The organism is Leisingera coralii (assembly GCF_049056525.1).
Lineage (GTDB): Bacteria > Pseudomonadota > Alphaproteobacteria > Rhodobacterales > Rhodobacteraceae > Leisingera > Leisingera coralii.
In genome coordinates this window covers 1-24,281 of record NZ_JBHUPT010000026.1, presented here as the reverse complement: position 1 = coordinate 24,281, position 24,281 = coordinate 1, and the positions used below count along the sequence as shown (strand labels likewise).

Here is a 24,281-nt window from a genome sequence, read left to right as displayed (position 1 = left end):
CTGCCCCGCTGCGGGCAGCCCGCCGCCCCAAATCAGCCGAGGATCTTGACCATCCGGTAGTTGTGGATCTTCACACCGCTGCGCTCAAAGTCGCGGCGCCGGTCCACGACGAAGCCTTGGCGTTCGAAGAAACCGCGCGCGGCTTCGCTGGCCTCGACATAGAGCAGCCCCAGCCCCTGGCGCAGCGCCGCCGCTTCCAGCCTGCCGTAGAGACCCGCGCCAACACCCTGCCCGGCCGCACGGGGATGGCAGAACAGCATGTCGATATGGCCATCGGATTCCAGGTCGATGAAGGCCACCGGCGCTTCCTCCTCATCCACCGCCACCCAGGCGGCCCGCCCGTCGGACAGCTTCTGCCCGATGGCCGCGGCCGGCGGCGGCCCGGGGCACCAGGCGTTGATCTGCTCCGGAGAATAGAACCGGCTTGCAATGCCATGCACAGCAGAGCGGAACACCTCCGCCAATGCTGCCGTATCGCCTGCCTTGAATTGCCGGATCCTGTACGCGCCCTTCCTGCAGGGCGCGCCCTCTTCCACATCACCTTTCATCACCAAACCTTTTAACAAAATGCCTTTATGCGGATTTCTGAAAACCGGCCTGCGCGCTGCCGTCCGCCCAGGCCCGCACCGCGGAGCCAAAGGCCTCGAACAGGGGGCGCGACACCGGATCGCTGGCGGCATCCCATTCCGGATGCCATTGAACCGACAGGGTAAAGCCAGGCGCGTCCTTGATGAAGATCGCCTCGGGGGTGCCGTCGGGCGCGTGCCCGTCCACCACCACCCGGGCGCCCGGTCGCTTGATGCCCTGGCCGTGCAGGGTGTTGGTCATCACTTCCTCGGCGCCGAACAGCCGGTGGAACACACCGCCCGCGCTGAACCGGACGGTGTGGCGCAGGGCAAATTTCTCCTCGAGCGTGCCGTCGGGCGGCATCCGGTGGTTCATCCGCCCCGGCAGGTCCCGGATCTCGGGATAGAGCGAGCCGCCCATCGCCACATTGACCTCCTGAAAGCCGCGGCAGATGCCCAGGAACGGCTGGCCGCGCTCCACGCAGGCGCGGATCAGCGGCAGGGTGATGGCATCGCGGGCCCGGTCAAAGGCGCCATGCGCCTCGGTTTCCGCCTCGCCGTATTCATGCGGGTGCACGTTCGGCCGCCCGCCCGTCAGCAGAAAGCCGTCGAACGTGTGCAGCAGCTCGTCCACCGTAACAAAGCGCGGGTCGGAGGGGATCATCAGCGGCATGCAGCCGGCAACTTCGGCAATCGCTTCGGAATTCATCGTGCCGCCTGCATGCACGGGGTACTGATCGTTGATCAGATAGGAGTTGCCGATAATGCCAACCTTTGGTCGCGTCATGATCCACTCGTAATTTCATTTCCTGAAGAAAAACCTAGCCCTGACACTGCACAGGTTCAACAGGCGGCGCAGAGCAACACAGTGTTCGCACCTGCACAACCCTGCGTCAGCAGCAGGCTGCCGTCCTGTTTCAGCACGACTGGCTGTCCGGTACGGCGTCGCGCGAGACCACAACAAGCGCCCGGCACCGCTGCCCCGGCACCGCCCGGTAGCTGTGCGCAAACCCCGCATCGAAATAGACCGAGTCGCCCTTGTTCAGAACCTCGGTCCGGCCGTGGATGCCCAGTCCCAGCCCGCCCTCGATCACATAGATCAATTCCGCGCCCGGGTGCGCGTGGGGCTCGCTTTCGGCGCTGTTGCCGGAAAATTCCGCAAGATAAGTCTGGAACCGGCTTTTGGTGACCGGGAAATCCAGGCTTTCGAACAGGTAAGACAGCGCCCCGTCGGTCTTGTCGCCCAGTTTCAGCCGGTCCTGGGCGCGTACCACTTCCAGCACCGGCGCGTCCTCACCCGGGCCGAAGAAATGATCCAGACCGACCCCAAACACCATGGCGATGCGCAGCAAGGTGGCCAGAGTCGGGAACACCTGCCCCCGCTCGATCCGCGACAGCATCGCCGCTGACAGGCCTGTATGCTCGCCCAGCTGGGCCAGCCCCATGTCCTTGCCCTGGCGCAGAGTGCGCAGCTTGGGGCCGATTCTGTAGGCTTCCAGACCTTCCTGCAGCGTCTCCGACAGCATGGGCTTGCTCATGGTTTTGACCTCCGGACAATCCTCGTCAGGATATTTTACCCAAGTGCAAAAAATATGCACCTCACACAAATGTGTATCTCATGCAAATTTTTTGAATGTCAAGCTATCGGTGCCAGAACTCTTTGCTCCCCCCTGGCGCCTGACAGAAAGGATGTCTCATGATCTTCAACCGCCTCTCCGTGACTGCGTTTGCCATTGCCCTCGGCCTGTCGGTGCCCTCGGCCGCTCCCGCCGCGTCCAAGGACATCGTCGAGACCGCCGCTGCTGCCGGCCAGTTCGAGACCCTGGCGGCGGCGCTGACCGCTGCCGATCTGGTGGGAACGCTGCAGGGCGACGGGCCGTTCACGGTGTTTGCGCCAACAGATGAAGCCTTCGCGGCCTTGCCCGAGGGTACGGTCGAAACCCTGCTGAAGCCTGAAAACCGCGCGCAGCTGACGGAGATCCTCACCTACCACGTGGTACCGGGCAAGGTTATGTCGTCGGATCTGAGTGATGGCATGACGGCGGAGACCGTCATGGGCAAGGAGATCACCGTTTCGATGGACGGTGGCGTCAAGATCAATGATGCCACGGTCACGGCGGCGGACATCGAAACCTCAAACGGCATCATTCATGTGATCGACACCGTCATCCTGCCCTAAGCGCGCGCCTTCTGCCCTGAAAGCAGGACCCCCTCCCGCTTTAAGAGCAGGGCCCCCTCCCGCCCCCCCTGATCGGGCTCCCCTCCTGCCCCTGGCGGGAGGGGGTTGTATTTTCAGATCTCGCCGTGCAGGCGCGCGGCTTCGATCCCGGCCACAGCGGCGGCTGCGTCATTGTCCGAGGTGTCTCCGGTCACGCCAACGGCCCCGATCACGTCACCCGAGCCGTTCCTGACCAGCACGCCGCCCGGCACCGGCACCACCTGGCCGCCATAAACGCCGTTCACCGCTGCCATGAAGTAGGCCTGCGCCTCGGCCCGCGCCATCTGCGCGGTGCCCGCCATGCCCAGCATCACCGCGCCATAGGCCTTGCCGTGGGCAATTGCGAACCGGCCCGGCGCGGCGCCGTCCTCGCGCTCGAACGCCTGCACGTGGCCGCCGGCATCCAGCACCACCACCGACAGCGGTTTCAGGTTCAGCTCCCGCCCTTTCTCCAGTGCCGCCCGGATGATGGTGCGCGCCTGATCCAATGAAATCCCTGCCATGAGTGCTCTTCCTCCCGCTGACGTTACGTTACGAAAGGAAAAAGGAAGCCAAATGGCCCCCTTTGACTACCCGCTAAATCAGGGAAACTGTTTCCCGGGGTCAGTTTGCCGCAGTCAGGCCGAAGCTTCCTGGGCCTTCAGTTCCAGACGGCGGGCGTGCAGCACCGGCTCGGTATAGCCCGAGGGCTGCACCCGGCCCTTGAACACCAGATCGCAGGCCGCCTGGAAGGCGATGGTGTCAAAGCCCGGCGCCATCGGGCGGTAGCTGTTGTCGCCACGGTTCTGCTCGTCCACCACCTTGGCCATCTTGCGCAGGGAGCCCATCACCTCCTCCTCGCTGACCACGCCGTGATGCAGCCAGTTGGCGATGTGCTGGGCGGAGATCCGGCAGGTGGCGCGGTCCTCCATCAGGCCGACGTCATTGATATCCGGCACCTTGGAGCAGCCGACGCCCTGGTCGATCCAGCGCACCACGTAGCCGAGGATGCCCTGCGCGTTGTTGTCGACCTCGCGGGCGATCTGCTGCGGCGTCCACTTGCGGTAGGTGGCCAGCGGGATCTCCAGGATACCGTCCACATGGGCGCGGCGGCCGCCGGCCTTGAGCTTCTCCTGCACCGCGAACACATCGACCTTGTGGTAATGCAGCGCGTGCAGGGTGGCGGCGGTCGGGCTCGGCACCCAGGCGCAGTTGGCGCCGGATTTCGGATGCTCGATCTTCTGCTCCAGCATCGCTGCCATCATGTCGGGCATCGCCCACATGCCCTTGCCGATCTGCGCCTTGCCGGACAGGCCGCATTCCAGTCCGATGTCCACGTTCAGGTTCTCATAGGCGCCGATCCACGCCTTGCGCTTGATGAAATCCTTGCGCGAGAACGGCCCGGCCTCCATCGAGGTGTGGATCTCATCGCCGGTGCGGTCCAGGAAGCCGGTGTTGATGAAGGCCACCCGGTGCTTGGCGGCGCGGATGCATTCCTTGAGATTGACGGAGGTGCGGCGCTCCTCATCCATGATGCCGATCTTCACGGTGTGGCGCGGCAGGCCCAGAATATCCTCGACCTTGTCGAAGATGCGGCCGGTAAAGGCGACTTCCTCCGGTCCGTGCATCTTGGGCTTCACCACGTACACCGAGCCGAGGGCGGAGTTGCCGCCGTCGCGTTTCAGGTCGTGCTTAGCGATCAGGACGGTGATCAGCGCGTCCAGCAGCCCTTCATAGGCCTCGTTGCCGTCCTTATCCAGCACCGCCGGGTTGGTCATCAGGTGGCCCACGTTGCGCACCCACAAGAGGGCGCGGCCCTTCACGGTCTTGGTGGAGCCATCCGGCGCGGTGAAGCCGAAATCGGGGTTCAGGCGGCGGGTGATGGTCTTGCCGCCCTTTTCCAGGTTGGTCTCCAGATCCCCCTTCATCAGACCCAGCCAGTTGGAATAGGCCAGGACCTTGTCCTCGGCATCGACACAAGCGACCGAGTCCTCGCAATCCATGATCGCCGACATCGCGCTTTCCAGCCGCACATCTGCAAGGCCCGCCTGATCGCGCGCGCCAATCGCATGGGCACGGTCAAAGACCAGCTCCACATGCAGCCCGTTGTTGCGCAGCAGCACGGATTCCGGCGCCTTGGGATTGCCGCGGTAACCTGCAAACTTCTCCGGCTGGGCCAGCGGCAGGTCGTCGATCAGCAGCTGGCCGTCCTGCACATGGTAGCGGCGCGCATCGGCGTGGCTGGTGCCCTCGACCGGGAAGGCCTCGTCCAGGAACACCCGCGCCCGCGCCACAACCCGCGCGCCGCGGCCCTTGTCGTAACCGCCCGCGGGGGCAGGCGTGCCCATCGCGTCGGTGCCGTAAAAAGCATCATAAAGGCTGCCCCAGCGCGCGTTTGCCGCGTTCAGCGCATAGCGGGCGTTGGTGATCGGCACCACCAGCTGCGGGCCGGGCACCGATGCAATCTCCGGGTCCACGTTCTGGGTTTCGATCTCGAAATCGCCGCCCTCGGGCAGCAGGTAGCCAATGTCCGCCAGGAACGCCTTGTAGGCTTCGTGGTCATGCGGCTTGTCGCGGTTGGCGATGTGCCAGGCGTCGATCCTGGCCTGGATCTCATCGCGCTTGGCCAGCAGCGCCCGGTTTTCCGGTCCGAAGCCGTTCACCAGCTCCGCCAGGCCTTTCCAGAACACCGCGGCGTCAACACCGGTGCCGGGCAGCGCCTGTTTCTCGATGAAATCCGCCAGTTCCGGCGCAACCTGAATTCCCTGTTTCTCGACCCGGCTCATGACTTGCTCCTTCTGGCGGTACACCACTGTATGCTGTCCTCCTAACTAGGGCAGAAGTTTCCGGTCAGCAACAAAACAGCCCATCGGTGAAACCAAACTCAATTTCTTGATTTTCAAGAAAGTGCCGAAAAGAATTCCGAATATGCGTGAGCTGCGGGTACCAGTCACGCAGCAAGGGTGCGCAGGCTGCCCCGCACACCCCGGAAAACTACGTGGTCAGGCCCCGGTCAGTCGGCCGTCCCATCGATCACCGCCTGCACTTCTGCGGCGGTGGCTGGCGCCTCCACCTTGTCCTGTTCGCCGCCCCGGTCGAACACCATCAGCAGAAACAGCCCCAGCGCGACCAGCGCAAAGACGGCCACCGCGCCGATCCCCAGCAGCGAGGGCTTGTGCTTCTCTTTCTGACGGTCGACGTTGGTATCCGGCGCGGACATGGCTGAACTCCTCTCAGGTACAAATTGAGGCTCAGGACGGCTTGCCGCTCCGCCCGGTGTTGCCTACGACTATGGGTAACTACGTGCCGGGGCCTGCTCCGGTTCCACAAAAACGAGGTTCCGCCGTGAAAGATGCAAGCCCCGCCACCGCCCCCAAGACCTTTTACCTGAAGGATTACACGCCCTTCGGATATGACGTCGAAAGCGTCCATCTGACGTTCCGCCTGGCGCCGGAAACCACCCGCGTCCTCAGCAAGATCCGCTTTGCGCCCGAGCCGGACGCGGCGGACAGGACGTTTTTCCTGCACGGCGAGGAGCTGAAGCTGATCTCGGCCAAGATCGACGGCCAGGAGGTGACACCGGAACTGGTTGAGGGCGGCCTCAAATGCGAGGTGCCCAGCGCCCCCTTCACCTGGGAGGCCGAGGTGGAGATCAACCCGGCCGGCAATACCGCGCTGGAGGGGCTTTACATGTCCAACCGGATGTATTGCACCCAATGCGAGGCCGAGGGTTTCCGCAAGATCACCTTCTACCCCGACCGCCCCGACGTGATGTCCACCTTCACCGTGCGGGTCGAGGGCGACGAGCCGGTGATGCTGTCAAACGGCAACCCGATGGGCCAGGGAGAAGGCTGGGCCGAATGGCACGATCCCTGGCCGAAACCGGCCTATCTGTTTGCGCTGGTGGCGGGCGATCTGGTCAACCACCCCGGCTCCTTCACCACCAAGTCCGGCAAGGAGGTGGAGCTGAACATCTGGGTCCGCCCCGGTGACGAGGGCAAATGCGCCTTTGGCATGGAGGCGCTGAAGAAGTCGATGAAGTGGGACGAGGACGTCTATGGCCTCGAATACGACCTGGAGCTGTTCAACATCGTGGCCGTCGACGACTTCAACATGGGCGCGATGGAGAACAAGGGGCTGAATATCTTCAACTCCTCCTGCGTTCTGGCATCGCCCGAGACCTCCACAGATGCCAATTTCGAACGTATCGAGGCGATTATCGCGCATGAGTATTTCCACAACTGGACCGGCAACCGCATCACCTGCCGCGACTGGTTCCAGCTTTGCCTCAAGGAAGGGCTGACCGTCTTTCGCGACGCCCAGTTCACCGCCGATATGCGCTCCGAGCCGGTCAAACGCATTGACGATGTGATCACCCTGCGCGCCCGCCAGTTCCCGGAGGACAACGGCCCCCTCGCCCATCCGCCGCGCCCGGAGCAGTTCCAGGAGATCAACAACTTCTACACCGCCACCGTCTATGAAAAAGGCGCCGAGGTGATCGGCATGCTGAAGCGGCTGGTAGGGGATGAGAACTACTACAAGGCGCTGAAACTGTATTTCGAGCGCCACGACGGCCAGGCCTGCACCATCGAGGACTGGCTGAAGGTGTTCGAGGATGCGACAGGGCGCGACCTCAGCCAGTTCAAGCTGTGGTACAGCCAGGCAGGCACCCCGCGGGTGAAGGTTACTGAAGACTATGCCGACGGCACCTATACCCTGACATTCGAGCAATCGACGCCTCCGACGCCCGGCCAGCCCGACAAGGCACCGCGGGTGATCCCGATGGCGGTGGGCCTGTTGTCGCCCAACGGCGACGAAGTCCGCGCGACTGAGGTGCTGGAACTGACAGAAGCCAAGCAGAGCTTCACCTTCGAGGGGCTCGCCTCCAAACCTGTGCCCTCGATCCTGCGTGAATTCTCCGCCCCGGTGATCCTGGAGCGCGAGACCAGCAACGCCGAGCGCGCGTTCCTGCTGGCCCATGACACCGACCCGTTCAACCGCTGGGAAGCGGGCAACGCGCTGGCCAAGGAAACCCGCGTATCCATGGTGCTGGACGGTGCCGCGCCGGATGCCGCCTATCTGGACGCGCTGGAGAAACTGGTGCGCGATGACGAACAGGACCCGGCCTTCCGGGCGCTGGTGCTGTCACCGCCCAGCCAGTCCGACATCGCCCAGACCCTGCATGAGCGCGGCTATACCCCCGATCCGCAGAAGATCTACGACGCGGCTGAGACCTTTGCCCAGACCCTGGCGCAGCAGCTGGAAACCAGCCTGCCCCGGCTCTATGCCGCGACCACGGTCGATGGCCCCTATGTCCCGGATGCCGAAAGTGCCGGCAAGCGCGCCCTCAACGGCCGCATCCTGTCGCTGCTGACCCGGCTCGACGGCGGTGAGCAGGCTGCCCGGCAATATGAGGCCGCGGACAACATGACCCAGCAGTATGCCGCCCTGGGCGCGCTGATGAAGGCTGAGAAGGGCGAGGTCCAAAGCCGGGCCTTCTTTGACCAATGGCAGGACGACCGGCTGGTGATGGACAAGTGGTTTGCCCTACAGATCGCCTGCGCGGCGCCGGAGAAGACCGCCGCCACCGCCGCGGAGCTCACCCGCCATCCGCTGTTCGACATGAAGAACCCCAACCGTTTCCGCGCGGTGATGGGCGCGCTGGCGGGCAACCACGCGGGCTTCCACCATGCCAGCGGCGAGGGCTATCAGCTGCTGGCCGACAACCTGATCGCACTGGACAAGCTGAACCCGCAGACCACCGCCCGCATGTGCGCCGCCTTCCAGACCTGGAAGCGGTATGACGCCGGCCGCCAGTCGCTGATCCGGGCCCAGCTGACACGGATTGCAGGCACCCAAGGCCTCAGCCGCGACACCAATGAAATGGTCACCCGGATCCTGGATGCCTGACGCCCCCGGAACACCCGCCCCGGCGGAGGACTACAGCTTCTCCCGCCGGGGCCGCTCCCCGGCCGCCATGATGGCGGCGGGCGGCTGGCTTGCGGCGCTGCTGGTACTGTGGATCGGCCTGGACGCGGCTCTGTGGCTGGTGGTCCTGCTGGCCCTTCCGGTCCTGCCCGCCCTTTGGGACCTGATCCGCAACCCCTTGGCGGGTTTCAATATTTCTCAAAGCCGGATTGAATGGTTCAGCGGCGGGCTGACCGGTGAAGCCCAGCTCAGCGAGATCGACCGCGTGCGTTTTGACACCCGCTGGGACTTCTCGGTACGGGCCACGCTGATCCTGCGCAGCGGCAAACGCATCCGCCTGCCGCAGGAGGCCACCCCGCCCCACGCCGAAGCTGACTCGGAATTCCAGAAGCGCGGTATCCGCACGGAGCGGCACCATTTCACGGCGTTTTGACGCCGCCCGTCAAAAGCCCGCCAAATCCATTTTGGCTTGTAGAGAAAGACACGCAATAAACCGCTTTCGCGCGCGAACTTCCCCAGTGCCGCCATCTTTGCGCCCCATTGCCTGACGAAACTGTAACCAACGATAAGCTGCCACTCTTCAGGAAGCAAAAATGCTCACACAGTCTCGACAGGCGCGGGATCTTCTGTCCCGGATTTCAGGCCTGGTTTCCAGCCGGTCCCGGCCCGCTGCACGCCAAACGTCAGCCCCCTCCCCGGCCCCTGCCGAACAGTTTCTGGCCCGGCGCCTGGAAGACAGCCTGTCCATCCCGATCCGCAGCGAACACGGCGACCCCCAATGCGTCGAGGCGCAGGACCGCGGCCAGTTCCTGGCCCGGCAGGAACGCTGGGAGGACCTGTCCCGGCAGATCCGCGAGGCCGACGAAACCCGAGCCGCCGCCCGCTGCGGCCTGCCGCTGGCCGATCTGATCGCCTATGGCGCCCGCGCCGATGTGGTGAATGCCACCGAACATGCCCTGTCCGAACAGAAAGACGCCGCCAGCCGCAGCCTGATCCGCGGCCTGATGGCGTTTGAGGCCCTGCGGGCCGAGCATCGCCACGACCCCTATCTGACCGCCCTGGTGGCGCTGGCCCACATCGACATCGGCTGGGCCTGGCGCGGCCCCGGAAATGCCCCAGCCGCACAGGCCTCCAGCCAGCGCCGCTGCGCCGCCCATTTCGACCGCGCCGCGGCCCTGCTGGAGCCGATCGCGGAGGCCAGCGAGGACAGCCCCTTCCTGAAGGCGGCGCAATGCGCCCTGTTTGCCGGCAGCAGCAGCGGCACCCTGCCGGTCGCAGATGCCTTTGGCGCCCTGATCGATCTGGCCCCGGACAACCACCGCCACATGCGCACCCTCGGCACCCGCATGCTGCCGCGCTGGTCCGGCTCCTATGCGGCGCTGGAACTGGAGGCCCGGCGCACCGCTGCGCGCACCGAGGAGACCTGGGGCGCCGGCGGCTACACCTGGGTCTACTTCGACGCCATCGCCATCGACGATCAGGCTTGCGCCCGGGTCGATACCCGGTTTTTCCTCGACGGCCTGAAGGACATCGTGCAGGCCAATCCGTCACAGGAGATGATCAACCTGCTGGCGGCCTATTGCAGCGTCGCCCTGCGCAAGGACCTGGGCCGGAACATTCAGGCCGACGTGCCGAGGCTGAAAATCGCCGCGGCCGCCGACTGGCTGATCCGCGACCACCTGAAGGAGCTGCATCCGCTGGTCTGGGCCCATGCCGCCGAAGGGTTCGACAACAGCGCCCGCATCACCTCGCTCAGCCGCTTTGCCGCCCGCGGCCATGCCGGCGCGCTGCAAGCCATCGCCACCCAGTTCCGCGAGGAGATCGAAGGCGGCCAGAAAGTTGCCTTTACCGAACAAGGGCTGGAATTCAGCCCCGCTTAAGGCCGAGACCGCGGCTTTCACGCATCGAAGCATTTTTTGCCATCGGCGGTAGCCGCCGCCCGCCGCGCCAGCGGCGGGCGCGCGTCCGCCCGCTCCACGGCGGGCGCGTTCCGCACCCGCCCGGGCGAACGCTCACCGCAACTCTTCTACGGGTCTACGGGCGCGGCCAGCCCAGGCATCTCTGCCCTGATTGAATTGGGGCCAAGGCCCCGCTTCGTCATTTCTTCTTGAAGGCGTCCATCAAGGCCGCACCCAGCGCGCCAGTGCTTTGGCCGGAGCCCTGATCCCTGCCCTGCCCGCCCTTGGGTCCAGCAGACATCCTGCCCTTGCCGCCCTGAGGGCCACCGGGCTTGCCGCCGCGGCGCGGGCCTGCCCCCTTGGCCGGGCCGCGCACGTTGCGGTCCTCCTTGGCGGAGGCACCACCGTCCTTTTTCATCGTCAGACCGATCCGCTTGCGCGGCACATCGACCTCGGTCACCGTGACCTTGACCACCTGGCCGGTCTTCACCACCTCATGCGGGTCCTTCACGAACCGGTCGGCCAGCTGGCTGACATGCACCAGCCCGTCCTGATGCACGCCGATGTCAACGAACGCGCCAAAGGCCGCGACGTTGGTCACCGTGCCCTCCAGCACCATGCCGGGCTTCAGGTCGGTGATTTCTTCCACCCCGTCCTTGAAGGAGGCCGTGACAAAGGACGGGCGCGGGTCGCGGCCCGGCTTTTCCAGCTCCTGGAAAATGTCGCGCACGGTGGGCAGGCCAACATCGCCGCCAACAAAATCCTCTACCCGCAGGCCTTTCAGCGCCGCAGCGTCGCCCATGATCTGACGGATATCCCGTCCGCAGGCGGCCACGATCTTGCGCGCCACGTCATAGCTTTCGGGATGCACGGAGGACGCATCCAGCGGCTCCTTGCCGTCCCGGATGCGCAGGAAGCCTGCGCATTGCTCAAACGCCTTGGGGCCCAGCCGGGAGACTTTCAGCAGCTCCTTGCGTGACTTGAACGCGCCGTTCACATCCCGGTGCGCCACAATCGCCTCTGCCAGACCGGGGCCAAGGCCCGAGACATGGCTCAGCAGCGGCGCCGAGGCCATGTTCAGGTCGACGCCCACCGCGTTCACCACATCCTCGATCACCGCTTCCAGCGATTTCGAGAGTTTGTGCTGGTCCACGTCGTGCTGATACTGGCCGACGCCAATGCTCTTGGGTTCGATCTTCACCAGCTCCGCCAGCGGGTCCTGCAGGCGGCGGGCAATCGACACCGCGCCGCGCAGGGACACGTCCAGATCGGGGAACTCCCGCGCCGCCAGCTCGGAGGCGGAATAGACCGAGGCGCCCGCCTCCGACACCACCACCTTGGTCGGCGCCTTGATCTTGGCAGGCAGGTGTTTTAGCACCTCCGCCACCATCCGCTCGGTCTCGCGGCTGGCGGTGCCGTTGCCGATGGCAATCAGCTCCACCCCGTGTTCTGCGATCAGCTTGACAATCGACACCTGCGCCCCGCGCAGATCGTTCTTCGGCTGGAATGGGTACAGGGTTTCCGTGGCCACCAGCTTCCCGGTTGCATCAACCACTGCCGCCTTGACGCCGGTGCGGATGCCCGGGTCCAGCCCGAGGGTCGGCCGCGCACCGGCCGGAGCTGCGAACAGCAGGTCCTTGAGGTTGCGGGCAAAAACCTGGATAGCGTCTTCCTGCGCACGGCCGCGCAGATCACCCATCAGCTCCAGCATCATCGACAGGCTCAGCTTCACCCGCCAGCACCAGCCTGCCACCTTGCGCAGCCACTTGTCGCCCGGCCCGTTGCCGCCTGCGCCCAGTTCTGCCGCCACCATCGCCTCGGCCTTGGCGACGCCCTCTTCCGGCTCCGGCCCCACGTCCAGCGTCAGCACGCCCTCATTGGAGCCTCGCAACATCGCCAGCGCCCGGTGCGAGGGCACATCCGCCCAGCGCTCGGAATGCTCGAAGTAGTCGGAAAACTTGGCACCCTCCTGCTCCTTGCCCTCGACCACCTTGGCAGTCAGCACAGCCTCCTTCTGCAGAAACTCCCGCAGCCGGCCCAGCAGGGCGGCGTTTTCGGTCAGCCGCTCGGTCAGGATATCCCGCGCGCCGTTCAGCGCGTCTTTCACCGTTGCGACTGCCTCGGTGATGTAGCTTTCGGCCAGTTTCTCCGGATCGGCGCTGCGGTCGGCCAGAATGGCATCCGCCAGCGGCTCCAGCCCGTTTTCCCTGGCGATCATCGCCTTGGTGCGCCGCTTGGGCTTGTAGGGCAGATAGATGTCTTCCAGCTGCGCCTTGGTCTCCGCCTTGGCGATGGAGGCCGCCAGATCATCGGTCAGCTTGTCCTGCCCCTTGATCGACTCGAGGATGGCCGCCCGGCGCTTTTCCAGCTCGCGCAGGTACTCCAGCCGTTCCGCCAGGGTGCGCAACTGGGTGTCGTCCAGCCCGCCGGTCGCCTCCTTCCGGTAGCGCGCGACAAAGGGCACGGTGGCGCCTTCATCCAGCAGCGCAACTGCGGCGCTGACCTGCTTGGCGGCAGCGCCGATTTCCGTGGCAATGGTCTGGCTGATGCGGGCGGATGTGTCCAAGGCGGCCTCCTGAAATTCTGCTCGGGCTGCCAGTTCTAGCCCCGCTGGTGCGCGCCGCCAAGGGGCACAATCAAGACCAGGCGACCAAACGCTAAGGGCAGCGCCCGTCCCGAGGGTGGGCGTGAAGCGCCCGCCCATGGGGGCGGGACGGGCGCTGCCCGGGCCTGCGGCCCGCGCAAAGGGGGTATCGATGTGCCCTCCGGTACTTCATTGCCCCCTTGCCCCTGCCCGCCAGCGGGCCTAGAACGCTTGCCAACCAAGGACATTCGGATACGGCGGAAAACCATGCTCGACCTGACATATGAACTCCCCAAGCCCAAGGTGATCGCGGGGGCCAAGCATGACTGGGAACTGGTCATCGGCATGGAGGTGCATGCCCAGGTCAGCTCCAATGCCAAGCTGTTCTCCGGCGCCTCCACCAAGTTCGGCGCCGAGCCGAACTCCAACGTGGCCTTCGTGGACGCGGCGATGCCCGGCATGCTGCCGGTGATCAACGAGTTCTGCGTCGAGCAGGCCGTGCGCACCGGCCTGGGCCTGAAGGCCGGCATCAACCTGTGGTCGGCCTTTGACCGCAAGAACTACTTCTACCCCGACCTGCCGCAGGGCTACCAGATTTCCCAGCTTTATCATCCCATTGTGGGCGAAGGCGAAGTGCTGGTGGAGCTGGGCGACGGCACCGCGCGCACCGTGCGGATCGAACGCATCCACATGGAGCAGGACGCAGGCAAGTCGATCCACGACATGGACCCGCACATGTCCTTTGTCGACCTGAACCGCACCGGCGTCTGCCTGATGGAAATCGTCTCCCGCCCCGACATCCGCGGGCCGGAGGAAGCCGCCGCCTATATCGCCAAGCTGCGCCAGATCATGCAGTATCTGGGCACCTGCGACGGCAACATGCAGAACGGCAACCTGCGCGCTGACGTCAACGTCTCGGTCTGCCTGCCCGGCCAGTACGAGAAGTACCAGGAAACCCAGGACTTCTCGCATCTCGGCACCCGCTGCGAGATCAAGAACATGAACTCGATGCGCTTCATCCAGCAAGCGATTGAGGTCGAGGCGCGCCGTCAGATCGCCATCCTCGAGGCTGGCGGCGAGATCGTGCAGGAAACCCGGCTGTATGATCCGGACAAGGGCGAAACCCGCTCCATGCGCTCCAAGGAAGAGGCGCATGATTACCGCTATTTCCCCGACCCCGATCTGCTGCCGCTGGAAATCGAGCAGGCCTGGGTGGATGAGATCGCCGCCAATCTGCCGGAACTGCCGGACGAGAAAAAGGCGCGCTTCATCAACGACTTCGGCCTCAGCGATTATGACGCCTCGGTGCTGACCGCGGATGTGGAATCGGCGGCTTTCTTTGAGGAAACCGCCAAGGGCCGCAGCGGCAAGCTGGCTGCCAACTGGGTGATCAACGAGCTGTTCGGGCGCCTCAAGAAAGAGGACCACGCGATCACCGAGTCGCCGGTCTCCCCCGCCCAGCTGGGCGGCATCATCGACCTGATCGCCTCGGATGCAATCTCCGGCAAGATCGCCAAGGACCTGTTCGAGATCGTCTATACCGAAGGCGGCGACCCGGCGCAGATCGTCGAAGAGCGCGGCATGAAGCAGGTGACCGACACCGGCGCCATCGAGACCGCCCTGGATGAAATCATCGCCGCCAACCCGGCGCAGGTGGAGAAGGCCAAGGTGAACCCGAAGCTGGCAGGCTGGTTTGTCGGCCAGGTGATGAAGGCCACCGGCGGCAAGGCCAACCCCAAGGCGGTGAACGAGCTGGTCGCCAAGAAACTGGGCGGCTGACCGCCGCCGGAATCAGACTACAAAAGGGCGCCCCTCGCGGCGCCCTTTTTCGTGCCGGAATGGGGGTGACATACGTGCACCCCCTGTACACCCCCTGTGCACCGGGTGGTGTCATTTCCAATCTTCCGTCCGGCGGCACGCCGGACAGCCCCCGACCGCCCCCACCCGCGGTCAGACGCTGCCCTTCACGCTGACAAAAACCCGCTCACTACCCCGTCATATTCGCCGCCGCTTGACCTTCCCCGCGCCAGCGGCTTTGCTCCGCCCAAAATCCCGGAGGTTTCATGGAACGCATTTTCGATCAGGAACTCGAGGACCGTCTGGTCCGCTACGCCGCCATCGACAGCCAGAGCGACGAGACCTCCTCAGCCACCCCCAGCACCGAAATCCAGTTCGATATGCTGAACCTGCTGGTGCGCGAACTGCAGGAAATGGGCGCACAGGATGTGCAGCTGACGGACTACGGCGTCGTGCTGGCCACCATCCCGGCCACCGCGCCGGGGCCGGCCATCGGCTTCCTCGCCCATGTCGACACCGCGCCGCAGTTCAACGCAACCGGCGTCAAGCCGCGGGTGATCAAGGGCTACGGCGGCGGTGACATCACCTACCCCGACAATCCGGCGCTGGTGCTGTCGCCGGAAAAATCCGCCTACCTCGCCTCCAAGAAAGGCGACGACCTGATCACCGCCTCCGGCCTCACCCTGCTGGGCGCCGACGACAAGGCGGGTGTGGCCATCGTGATGACCCTGGCGCGGCACCTGCTGGCGAATCCGGGTATCCAGCATCCGAAGATCCGCCTCGCCTTTACCCCGGACGAGGAAATCGGCCGCGGCGTCGGCGGGCAGCTGCCCAAGGACCTGGGCGTGGATTTTGCATATACGCTGGACGGCGGCGACGCGGGAGAGATTGTCTATGAGAGCTTTTCTGCCGACCGGGCGGTGGTCACCGTCAAGGGCGTCTCGATCCACCCCGGCTGGGCCAAGGAGAAGATGGTCAACGCCGCGCATCTGGCGGCCAAGATCGTGCAGACCCTGCCGCAGGCCACCATGACGCCGGAGACGACGGACGGGCGCGAGGGGTTCATCCATATCACCGACATGAACGGCGGCTCCTCGGAGATGGAGATCAAGCTGATCCTGCGCGACTTCGAGCGCGGCGGGCTGGCCGCCAAGGGCGCGCTGCTGCAGAAGGTCTGCGATGCGGTGCAGGCCTCGGAGCCGCGGGCGGAGATCACCTGCGAGATCACCCCGCAATACCGCAACATGCGCTACTGGCTGGAGAACGACATGACTCCGGTGGAGCTGGCGCTGGAGGCCTGCAAGGCGCATGGGATCGAGCCCATCTCAGCCCCGATCCGCGGCGGCACCGACGGCTCGCGGCTGACCGAACTGGGGGTGCCGACTCCCAACATCTTCACCGGCATGCAGAATGTGCACGGGCCGCTGGAATGGATTTCGGTGCAGGACATGGCCAAGGCCACGGAGGTCTGCCTGACGCTGGTGCAGATGGCGGCGGAGAAGGGCTGAGGCTGCCGCAGGGGGCGGAATTTTGCGAAAATTCCGGCCCGGAAAACACATGTTTTCCGAGCCGTTTTCCGCGCCGGAAAACGGCGGGCCGCCGCGCATCGGCAGGGTGCCCTGCCCTTGACCCCTTCCCCGCATCCGCTAAACCTGCCCTCTGAGACAGGAGACGTTCATGCAAGCATTTGAGTACAAGGTGGTCCCCGCTCCGGCCAAGGGCACCAAGGCGAAGGGCGTGAAGACACCGGAGGCGCGCTTTGCCAATTCGATCGAGATCCTGCTGAACGAGATGGCCGCCGAAGGCTGGGAGTTCCAGCGCGCGGAGCTGCTGCCGAGCGAGGAGCGGTCCGGGCTGACCGGCTCCACCACCAACTGGCGCAACGTGATGGTGTTCCGCCGTGCCCTGGCCGCGGAGCAGCCGGCCGCGGCGCAGGCCGCTGCCGTGGAATTCCGCCACAGCGAACCGCCGCTGACCGCCACCGCGGGCGATCCGGAGGCGCCGGCCGCCCCCACGCCTGTTCCCGGCGCCGGAGCCGCCAGGATGCAGGCCGACGATGGTGTGGAAGAGCTCAGCCCGGTGTCCGGCATGACCGCCGCGCTGAAAAAGCGGGCGGAGCAGAAAGGCGACGAGAAATAGCCCGGGGAAACGGCGGGCAGATTGCCCGCCCTGCCGGTCCGCTTTTCGCAGGGCGGGCGATTCCGCCCGCCGCCGCGCGGCCTTATGCCCCGGTATCCAGCGCCAGCGCGTGGATGCGCGGCACGATATTCCCCAGCGCCTTGTGCACGGCGCGGTGCTGCGCCACCCGGTTCATGCCCGCGAAGGCCTCTGCGCGGATCCGGACCGCAAAATGGCTCTCGCCCGAGCCGTCGTCGCCCGCGTGGCCCGCGTGCTTGTGGCTTTCGTTCACCACCTCCAGCGCGCTCGGCGCAAAGGCCGCCTGCAGCGCCGCTTCCATTTCCTGCTGAACGCTCATTTTCCGCTCATCCCCATCTTTTTTGCCTGCGCCCCCTTCAATCTGGCGCCCCTTAGACTAAACTGCTGCCTCCGAGTCGAACAGATGCGTCTAGAAGGTGCGCCCATGACCAAATCCGATCCCTTTGGCTTCGATATGTCCGTCCGCTCCGCCAAGAAGAAGAACCCGCGCGGGCGGCGCGCTGCCACGGGTGCTTCCGAAACCTCTACCCGCGTCTGCGACAAGGAGGGCTGCGAGGAAGCCGGCAAATTCCGCGCCCCCAAGGCGCCCGACGTGCTGGATGATTTCTACTGGTTCTGCCAGGAGCACGTGCGCGAGTACAACAACAAATGGAACTTCTTCGAAGGCACCACCGAGGCGGAGCTGAACGCACAGCGCTCCAAGGACAAGGTCTGGGAGCGCGAGACCAAGCCGATGGGCGACCCCGAGGCCCGTGCCTGGGCGCGGCTGGGCATCGAGGACCCGCATCAGGTGCTGGGCGCCAATGCCACCCAGAACCCGGGCCGCGCCGCCAAGACCGGCCGCCGCCTGCCCCCCACCGAGCGCCGGGCGATCGAGATCCTGGAAGCCAAGGACGACTGGTCCAAGGCGGATATCCGCAAGGCCTACAAGAAACTGATCAAGGTGCTGCACCCCGACATGAACGGCGGCGACCGCAGCCAGGAGGAGCAGCTGCAGGAGGTCATGTGGGCCTGGGATCAGATCAAGGACAGCCGCAGCTTCAAGTAAGCCGGGCAAAACTCCGATGTGCGAAGGGCGGCCTGCGGCCGCTCTTTTTTTGTCCCGGGGGCCGGTACCGGCGGCCGGTTGCGGCGGCTGCCGCCTTTGGGTCAGGCAGCTGTCCCAAAGGATAGGCGGCTGCGCTTTTGCCGCCGGCAGAGCGGCATTCCTACACCTTTGCTGGCGCGAAATCCCATCAGCTCCCGTGTAGATTGAAGCTGCCAAAAAGTATCAGCGCACCCCGCACCCGGAACCGCCGCCCTGCACAGGAGACCGCCCATGCAACGCCTCGTCATCACCGCCACGCTCGCCGCCGGCACCACCCATCAGCAGATCGCCCGGTTCATCTGCCAGAACCGCCCGGTCCTGCAGAAGCACGGCGCCACCGGCATGATGATCCGCAGCGGCGGGACCCTGCAGATCATTCTGGAAGGCCCCGCAGCCGTGCTGCAGTCCACCATCGCTGCGGCCAGGTCCAGCGCGATCTTCGGCACCGTGGAGGCCGCGGGCTCGATGCCGATCCGCTTCCGTGTCTTCGACAAGATCTGCCTGGCCTATGCCAGACCGGAGCAGTTGGAGGCCGGCATGCGCCGTGAGATTTCCATGCTGACCGGCCTGGATACCCCGCCGCAGGCCCTGGCCGCCTGATCTGCCGCTCCAGCATTTTGACAGGTCTGGAGGACCGCCCCGGCCACCGCGCCATGGGCGGTCTTTTGCCGAAATTTTGCGCAAGGTAAATTCAATCTTTGACGAATGCTGCCGCAAACGGCTAGGCAAAAGCATGTCCGGCCGCAGGCTACCCCCCCAAGCTCAACGAGTGCCGGCATATGCGCCCCCTGCTGCCCGGCCGGGGGCGCTGTGCATCGCGGGCTCCAGGCCGTGCGGCGGCAGCCTCCCCCTCCTTGCCTGCCTGCTGCTGCCGGTCCAGTTCCGGGACAATCGCGGCGTCAGCTGGTTTCCTTCGACAGTTCCCCTTGCCCTCGCGCGCCAGATCGGGCACCAATCCCGCGGATTGGACCCTGATGGCAGGGAAGCGGGATAAGGATCGACTGGGATGACCGAGGGCTTTGTGGACATGAATGCGAAACCGACCGAAGCGATTTCGGTCCGCGATGTGTTCGGGATCGACACGGATATGACGGTCAAGGGCTTTGCCGATGGCTCCGACCGGGTGCCGGCGCTGGACCCGACCTACAAGTTCGACCCGGAGACCACGCTGGCGATTCTGGCAGGCTTCAGCCACAACCGCCGTGTGATGATCCAGGGCTATCACGGCACCGGCAAGTCGACCCATATCGAACAGGTCGCCGCGCGCCTGAACTGGCCGTCGGTGCGGGTGAACCTGGACAGCCACATCAGCCGGATCGACCTGATCGGCAAGGATGCCATCAAGCTGCGCGACGGCAAGCAGGTGACCGAGTTCCACGAAGGCATCCTGCCCTGGGCGCTGCGCAACCCGGTTGCGATTGTGTTCGACGAATATGACGCCGGCCGCGCCGACGTGATGTTCGTGATCCAGCGGGTGCTGGAGCATGACGGCAAGCTGACGCTGCTGGACCAGAACGAGATCATCACCCCGAACCCGTTCTTCCGCCTGTTTGCCACCGCCAACACCGTCGGCCTCGGCGATACCACCGGCCTCTACCACGGCACCCAGCAGATCAACCAGGCACAGATGGACCGCTGGTCGCTGGTCTCGACGCTCAACTACCTGAGCCACGACGCCGAAAGCGCCATCGTGCTGTCCAAGGCGCCGCATTACAACACCGCCGAGGGCCGCAAGAAGATCTCCCAGATGGTGACCGTTGCCGACCTGACCCGCACCGCCTTCATGAACGGCGACCTCAGCACCGTGATGTCGCCGCGGACGGTGATCAACTGGGCCCAGAACGCCGAGATCTTCCGCGACGTGGGCTATGCCTTCCGCCTGTCGTTCCTGAACAAATGCGACGAGCTGGAGCGCCAGACCGTGGCCGAGTTCTACCAGCGCTGCTTTGACGAGGAGCTGCCGGAGAGCGCCGCCAACGTCGCCTGAGGCGGCGAACCGATTGAACGGGAAGGCCCGCGCGATGCGCGGGCCTTCTTTGTTAGCTCTGTGCCGGAACCTTCGGATCAGGCTTTCGAGGCCGGGAATATCGGCTGCACGCCCAGCACCCAGCCGCGCGAGTCCACTACCGTGCCTGCCACCATGCTGGCAGGCGGGGTCAGGGTGATCTTCACCGTCGAGGACGAGGAATCCGTCGTCACGCTGTGCGAGTAGCTTCCCTCCTTGCCGCCGCCCAGCCGGATGCCGAAGAAGGAAATCCCGACACTGGCGCTTTGCTGGAAGGTCTTCTCGATCTGCTGGTAGCTCGAGCTCTTCACCACGATCTCGATCGACGGATAGTTGGAAATCGCCGCCCCCGCCAGATAGCCGAACGGGCCGCTGTCGCCCCAATCGCTCACCGGCGGCTGGGACACGAACTTGAAGGCGGACACATCCTTTGCCGGATAGCCGTTCTTGATCGCCTCGTTCACCGGATCCATCCAGAACCAGTACTTGGTCTGGCCGGCCTGGCTGAAGGCGGGCGGGCCATAGTTCACCAGATTGACCCCGGTGAAGGTCATGTTCACCGTTGTTTCATTGCTGGTGGTGGCAATGTCAGAAGAGAAATAACTGCTGCTGCCTCCCACGTCCAAGGTCAGGAAATCAAACACCGGCACCGAGAATCCGCCGCCGCCGGAAATCGACACCTGGAACTCATCCGAGGTGGCGCGCTTCACATCCATGCTCAGCTCGATCTTGTTGCTGGCGTTCTTCAGCGCGTTCTCGATATCGGCGACAGGCGTGCTGACCGCATAAGCCGGCTCCACGGAACCGTCGTTCAGTGTGAGACCGCCATTGGTTTCGCTGGGCTGCTGGATCGCCTGGATCGCCCGCTTCAGATAGGCGTTGTTCATGGTGATCTGGTTCTGCAGCGGCACCGCGGCCCCCAGCGCGTTGATCCAGTTCATGAACACCGGCACCACCGGGCCGCCCGAGGCCGGCACCTTGTTCAGCAGCTGATCAGGATTGATCGAATTCTGCAGCGCGGTCAGCGTGGTGGGCGGATCCGCCCATTCGGTTGTGATGATTTCGGCAATGCCGTCGATCGGCTGCTTGCCCGGCGGCAGCTCGCCCATCTGGGATTGCCAGGTGTTCAGCACCGCAGCCTGCTGCTGGGTTGCATTTGCCGCCGCTGCGTTCAGTTTTGCCTGATCGCCGCTGCTCAGCGACCAGCCGATCTTGGAGGCGGTATTCAGATACTGGTTGGTGAAGTCCGTGCCCGGATCGAACTGGTACGGCACCGTGCTTGAGCGCAGGTTGCTCTTGATCCAGGTGTAGGTCTGAGTGTTGAACTTCAGTGTGGAAGGGTCCTGCCAGACGTAGGGCATGTTGCCAAGGCTGGTCACTGCAAACCCCTGCAGCTTGGACGATCCCAGCGCCGAGGACAGGATCGTGTTGGCCTGATCCTTCAGATAGTCGATGATCTGATCGGCAGGGGTGACTTCGTTGAAATTGCTTCCGTCCATTCGGCACTTCCTTTTTGCTAGAGATTCACATTTGCATCGAATGACCGCTCAGCCGGGAACGGGGATGCCGGCTGAGCGCGGCAAGACCCCGGCCAGGAGCGCAACTTCAGGTTGCAAAAAAAAGTGTCGCGCACCAACTGCAGGATTAGGCAGGTTTTAGCTAAAATGCGGGCAACCTCTTCTCAGACCTCAATTCAAGCGCCTGCAATTAAAGCAATAATTCAAGAGGCCGCTTGCCCGGCAAGCCACATCAAATCTCCGCAAATGGCGGCACCTTCAGGAAAGTCCCTGCACAAAGATACAACCCTGAGCTGTTTCACTGATTGCAGCTGCGCCTTCCGGTAGCCGCCCTGGAGCAAGACCGGCGCTGCGCCTTCCCTCCCCCGCCTGTTCCGCCGCGGAGCCGTGCAGGGGCCGTCATGAGCCGCCGGCGTCCCGCCGCCCCCCGGACGGGCTGTTTTCGGCCCCTGGCCGCACCGGGATTCACACCTGGACCTATGGCCAAGCTGTTGAATAGATTCTAGGTTGCGCTGAAACCTTGATGAAGTGGCGATGACGAAATGAAAAAGCCCAACGACAACCCCGCCGATCCGTTCAAGAAGGCGCTGGCCGAAGCCACCAAGGTTATGGCCGACGACCCGGAGCTGTCGGTCAGCTATACGGTGGACCCCTCGGGGCTGTCGGGCGACTCGATGCGGCTGCCGCAGGTTTCCCGCCGGATGAGCCGCGAGGAGGTGCTGCTGGCCCGCGGCACCGCGGACGCGCTGGCGCTGCGCCACAAGTTCCACGACGACGCCACCCACGCCAGATATGTGCCGCAGGGTGAAATGGCCCGCGATCTTTATGAAGCGATGGAAACCGCCCGCTGCGAGGCGATGGGCGCGCGGCACATGCCTGGCACCGCGTCGAACATTGACGTGAAGATCCGCAACGAGTCGATCCGCCGCGGCTATGACCAGATGAAATCCTCCTCGGAGGCGCCGCTGGCCGCCTCGGCCGGCTATCTGATCCGGCATCTGGCCACCGGCCGCGACCTGCCGGAAGGCGCTGCCAACATCATGGAGCTGTGGCGCGGATTCATCGAATCCCAAGCCGGCGGCACGCTGGAAAACCTGCAGGACAAGATTGCCGACCAGGCGGAGTTTGCCAAATTCGCCCGCCAGGTGATTTCCGATCTCGGCTATGGCGACCAGCTGGGCGATGACCCGGATGAGCTGGACGACGAGGCCAATGACGAGGCCGAGGAGAACGCCGAGGAGCAGCAGGACCCGGACAGCACCGGCCAGGATGACTCGGAGGAGGAGCAGGCCGACGCCTCCCCTGAGCAGAGCCAGGAGCAGCAGCAGGACGAGAGCCAGGCCCAGGTCTCGATGGACGAGATGGCCGACGAGGAGCTGGCCGAGGACACCGAGATGCCCGACGGCGAGGCGCCGCTGGAGCCGCCTGCCCCGCCGCCGGTCTCCGAAGCGGACCCGGACTACAAGGTGTTCCTGGACACCCACGACGAGGAGATCGCCGCTGAGGAGCTGGCCGAGCCTGCCGAGCTGGAGCGCCTGCGCGCCTATCTCGACCAGCAGCTGGAGCCCTTGAAGGGCGCGGTCTCGCGGCTCGCCAACAAGCTGCAGCGCCGCCTGCAGGCGCAGCAGAACCGGTCCTGGGAGTTCGACCGCGAGGAAGGCATCCTGGATGCCGGCCGCCTCGCCCGCGTTGTCGCCAACCCGACCACGCCGCTCAGCTTCAAGGTCGAAAAAGACACCGAGTTCCGCGACACCGTGGTGACGCTGCTGCTCGATAACTCCGGCTCGATGCGCGGCCGCCCGATCTCCATTGCGGCGATCTGCGCCGACGTGCTGGCCCGCACCCTGGAGCGCTGCAACGTGAAGGTCGAGATCCTCGGCTTCACCACCCGCGCCTGGAAAGGCGGGCTGGCGCGCGAGGCCTGGCTGAACGAGGGCCGGCCGCAGCAGCCCGGCCGCCTCAACGACCTGCGCCACATCATCTACAAGGGCGCTGATGCCCCGATGCGCCGCACCCGCACCAACCTGGGCCTGATGATGAAAGAGGGCCTCTTGAAGGAAAACATCGACGGCGAGGCGCTGGAATGGGCGCACCGGCGGATGGTGCACCGGCCCGAGGCGCGCAAGATCCTGATGGTGATCTCCGACGGTGCTCCGGTCGACGATTCGACGCTGTCGGTGAACCCGGCGAGCTACCTGGAGAAACACCTGCGCGACGTGATCGCCATGGTGGAGAAGAAAAAGCAGGTGGAGCTCTTGGCGATCGGCATCGGCCATGACGTGACCCGCTACTACCAGCGGGCGGTGACGATCACCGATGTGGAGCAGCTGGCCGGCGCGATGACCGAACAGCTGGCGGCCCTGTTCGACAGCGACCCGCGCGCCCGCGCCCGCGTCATGGGCATCAAGCGCGCCAGCTGACCTCCCATCAACAACCCAAGGGCGCGCTCCCGCGCCTTTGGCCTGCATCTGCAGATGCCGTCCTCAGCCTTGGGCATGGCCGCGCGCTGACGCGCGCGGCGGCGGGGGGGGGCGAAGGAAACCTA

Annotated in this window: 20 protein-coding genes; 11 read left to right on the top strand and 9 right to left on the bottom strand. The window is 65.0% G+C overall.

The window, feature by feature from the left end; translation table 11 throughout:
• Positions 1-32: 32 nt before the first annotated feature.
• The 3 genes from ACFMBG_RS10570 to ACFMBG_RS10560 all read right to left on the bottom strand — a co-directional run bounded on the left by ACFMBG_RS10570 (position 33) and on the right by ACFMBG_RS10560 (position 2,104).
• Entirely contained in the window at positions 33-548 is a 516-nt protein-coding gene (locus tag ACFMBG_RS10570; RefSeq protein WP_421054656.1) for a GNAT family N-acetyltransferase, read from the bottom strand.
• 25 nt (positions 549-573) lie between these two features.
• Complete coding sequence (locus tag ACFMBG_RS10565; RefSeq protein ID WP_421054655.1) at positions 574-1,353, bottom strand: gamma-glutamyl-gamma-aminobutyrate hydrolase family protein; 780 nt, start codon at positions 1,351-1,353, stop codon at positions 574-576.
• 130 nt (positions 1,354-1,483) lie between these two features.
• A complete protein-coding gene (locus tag ACFMBG_RS10560; RefSeq protein ID WP_421054654.1) occupies positions 1,484-2,104 on the bottom strand; it encodes a helix-turn-helix domain-containing protein in 621 nt (206 codons plus the stop codon).
• 158 nt (positions 2,105-2,262) lie between these two features.
• Between ACFMBG_RS10560 and ACFMBG_RS10555 the strand changes: the two genes are divergently transcribed.
• The gene (locus ACFMBG_RS10555) at positions 2,263-2,745 is read left to right on the top strand and encodes a fasciclin domain-containing protein (protein WP_421054653.1); all 483 of its coding nucleotides are present in this window, start codon (positions 2,263-2,265) and stop codon (positions 2,743-2,745) included.
• Between the two features lie 113 nt (positions 2,746-2,858).
• Here ACFMBG_RS10555 and ACFMBG_RS10550 read toward each other — a convergent pair whose 3' ends face one another.
• The 3 genes from ACFMBG_RS10550 to ACFMBG_RS10540 form a co-directional block, all read right to left on the bottom strand.
• Positions 2,859-3,287, bottom strand: coding sequence for a GlcG/HbpS family heme-binding protein (locus tag ACFMBG_RS10550; protein ID WP_421054652.1), 429 nt, complete (start codon positions 3,285-3,287; stop codon positions 2,859-2,861).
• A gap of 114 nt (positions 3,288-3,401) precedes the next feature.
• Positions 3,402-5,549 carry a malate synthase G gene (locus ACFMBG_RS10545; protein WP_421054651.1) on the bottom strand — a complete coding sequence of 716 codons (2,148 nt, stop codon included), beginning with the start codon at positions 5,547-5,549 and terminating at the stop codon, positions 3,402-3,404.
• Positions 5,550-5,776: 227 nt separating this feature from the next.
• Positions 5,777-5,983 (bottom strand): hypothetical protein, encoded by a 207-nt coding sequence (locus ACFMBG_RS10540; RefSeq protein WP_421054650.1) that lies wholly within the window; start codon positions 5,981-5,983, stop codon positions 5,777-5,779.
• A 125-nt stretch (positions 5,984-6,108) separates the two neighbouring features.
• Here ACFMBG_RS10540 and pepN point away from each other — a divergent pair, with 125 nt between their 5' ends.
• From pepN to ACFMBG_RS10525, 3 genes are all read left to right on the top strand, one after another.
• Positions 6,109-8,673 carry an aminopeptidase N gene (gene pepN, locus ACFMBG_RS10535; protein ID WP_421054649.1) on the top strand — a complete coding sequence of 855 codons (2,565 nt, stop codon included), beginning with the start codon at positions 6,109-6,111 and terminating at the stop codon, positions 8,671-8,673.
• Positions 8,666-9,124: a hypothetical protein gene (locus tag ACFMBG_RS10530; RefSeq protein WP_421054648.1), complete on the top strand. Its 459-nt coding sequence runs from the start codon at positions 8,666-8,668 to the stop codon at positions 9,122-9,124. Before pepN ends, ACFMBG_RS10530 begins: the two co-directional genes overlap by 8 nt.
• 160 nt (positions 9,125-9,284) lie before the next feature.
• Positions 9,285-10,571 (top strand): hypothetical protein, encoded by a 1,287-nt coding sequence (locus tag ACFMBG_RS10525; protein ID WP_421054647.1) that lies wholly within the window; start codon positions 9,285-9,287, stop codon positions 10,569-10,571.
• A 217-nt stretch (positions 10,572-10,788) separates the two neighbouring features.
• Here the strand turns inward: ACFMBG_RS10525 and ACFMBG_RS10520 are convergent, their stop codons facing one another.
• Complete coding sequence (locus ACFMBG_RS10520; protein ID WP_421054646.1) at positions 10,789-13,155, bottom strand: Tex family protein; 2,367 nt, start codon at positions 13,153-13,155, stop codon at positions 10,789-10,791.
• A gap of 285 nt (positions 13,156-13,440) precedes the next feature.
• On the opposite strand from ACFMBG_RS10520, the gene gatB reads away from it, so the two are divergent.
• From gatB to ACFMBG_RS10505, 3 genes are all read left to right on the top strand, one after another.
• On the top strand, positions 13,441-14,952 hold the full coding sequence (gene gatB, locus ACFMBG_RS10515; protein WP_421054645.1) for an Asp-tRNA(Asn)/Glu-tRNA(Gln) amidotransferase subunit GatB: 1,512 nt from the start codon (positions 13,441-13,443) through the stop codon (positions 14,950-14,952).
• Between the two features lie 284 nt (positions 14,953-15,236).
• Positions 15,237-16,478 carry a peptidase T gene (gene pepT, locus ACFMBG_RS10510; RefSeq protein ID WP_421054644.1) on the top strand — a complete coding sequence of 414 codons (1,242 nt, stop codon included), beginning with the start codon at positions 15,237-15,239 and terminating at the stop codon, positions 16,476-16,478.
• Positions 16,479-16,647: 169 nt separating this feature from the next.
• Positions 16,648-17,109, top strand: coding sequence for a DUF4177 domain-containing protein (locus ACFMBG_RS10505; protein WP_421054643.1), 462 nt, complete (start codon positions 16,648-16,650; stop codon positions 17,107-17,109).
• Between the two features lie 82 nt (positions 17,110-17,191).
• Here the strand turns inward: ACFMBG_RS10505 and ACFMBG_RS10500 are convergent, their stop codons facing one another.
• Entirely contained in the window at positions 17,192-17,446 is a 255-nt protein-coding gene (locus tag ACFMBG_RS10500) for a BolA family protein (RefSeq protein WP_421054642.1), read from the bottom strand.
• A gap of 105 nt (positions 17,447-17,551) precedes the next feature.
• On the opposite strand from ACFMBG_RS10500, the gene ACFMBG_RS10495 reads away from it, so the two are divergent.
• The 3 genes from ACFMBG_RS10495 to cobS all read left to right on the top strand — a co-directional run bounded on the left by ACFMBG_RS10495 (position 17,552) and on the right by cobS (position 20,201).
• The gene (locus ACFMBG_RS10495) at positions 17,552-18,175 is read left to right on the top strand and encodes a DnaJ domain-containing protein (protein ID WP_421054641.1); all 624 of its coding nucleotides are present in this window, start codon (positions 17,552-17,554) and stop codon (positions 18,173-18,175) included.
• A gap of 270 nt (positions 18,176-18,445) precedes the next feature.
• On the top strand, positions 18,446-18,814 hold the full coding sequence (locus tag ACFMBG_RS10490; RefSeq protein ID WP_421054640.1) for a hypothetical protein: 369 nt from the start codon (positions 18,446-18,448) through the stop codon (positions 18,812-18,814).
• A 406-nt stretch (positions 18,815-19,220) separates the two neighbouring features.
• A complete protein-coding gene (cobS, locus tag ACFMBG_RS10485) occupies positions 19,221-20,201 on the top strand; it encodes a cobaltochelatase subunit CobS (RefSeq protein ID WP_421054639.1) in 981 nt (326 codons plus the stop codon).
• A gap of 77 nt (positions 20,202-20,278) precedes the next feature.
• Here the strand turns inward: cobS and ACFMBG_RS10480 are convergent, their stop codons facing one another.
• Complete coding sequence (locus ACFMBG_RS10480) at positions 20,279-21,718, bottom strand: hypothetical protein (protein WP_421054638.1); 1,440 nt, start codon at positions 21,716-21,718, stop codon at positions 20,279-20,281.
• 560 nt (positions 21,719-22,278) lie between these two features.
• On the opposite strand from ACFMBG_RS10480, the gene cobT reads away from it, so the two are divergent.
• Positions 22,279-24,156, top strand: a complete 1,878-nt coding sequence (gene cobT, locus ACFMBG_RS10475; RefSeq protein ID WP_421054637.1) for a cobaltochelatase subunit CobT — start codon at positions 22,279-22,281, stop codon at positions 24,154-24,156.
• Positions 24,157-24,281: the final 125 nt, after the last annotated feature.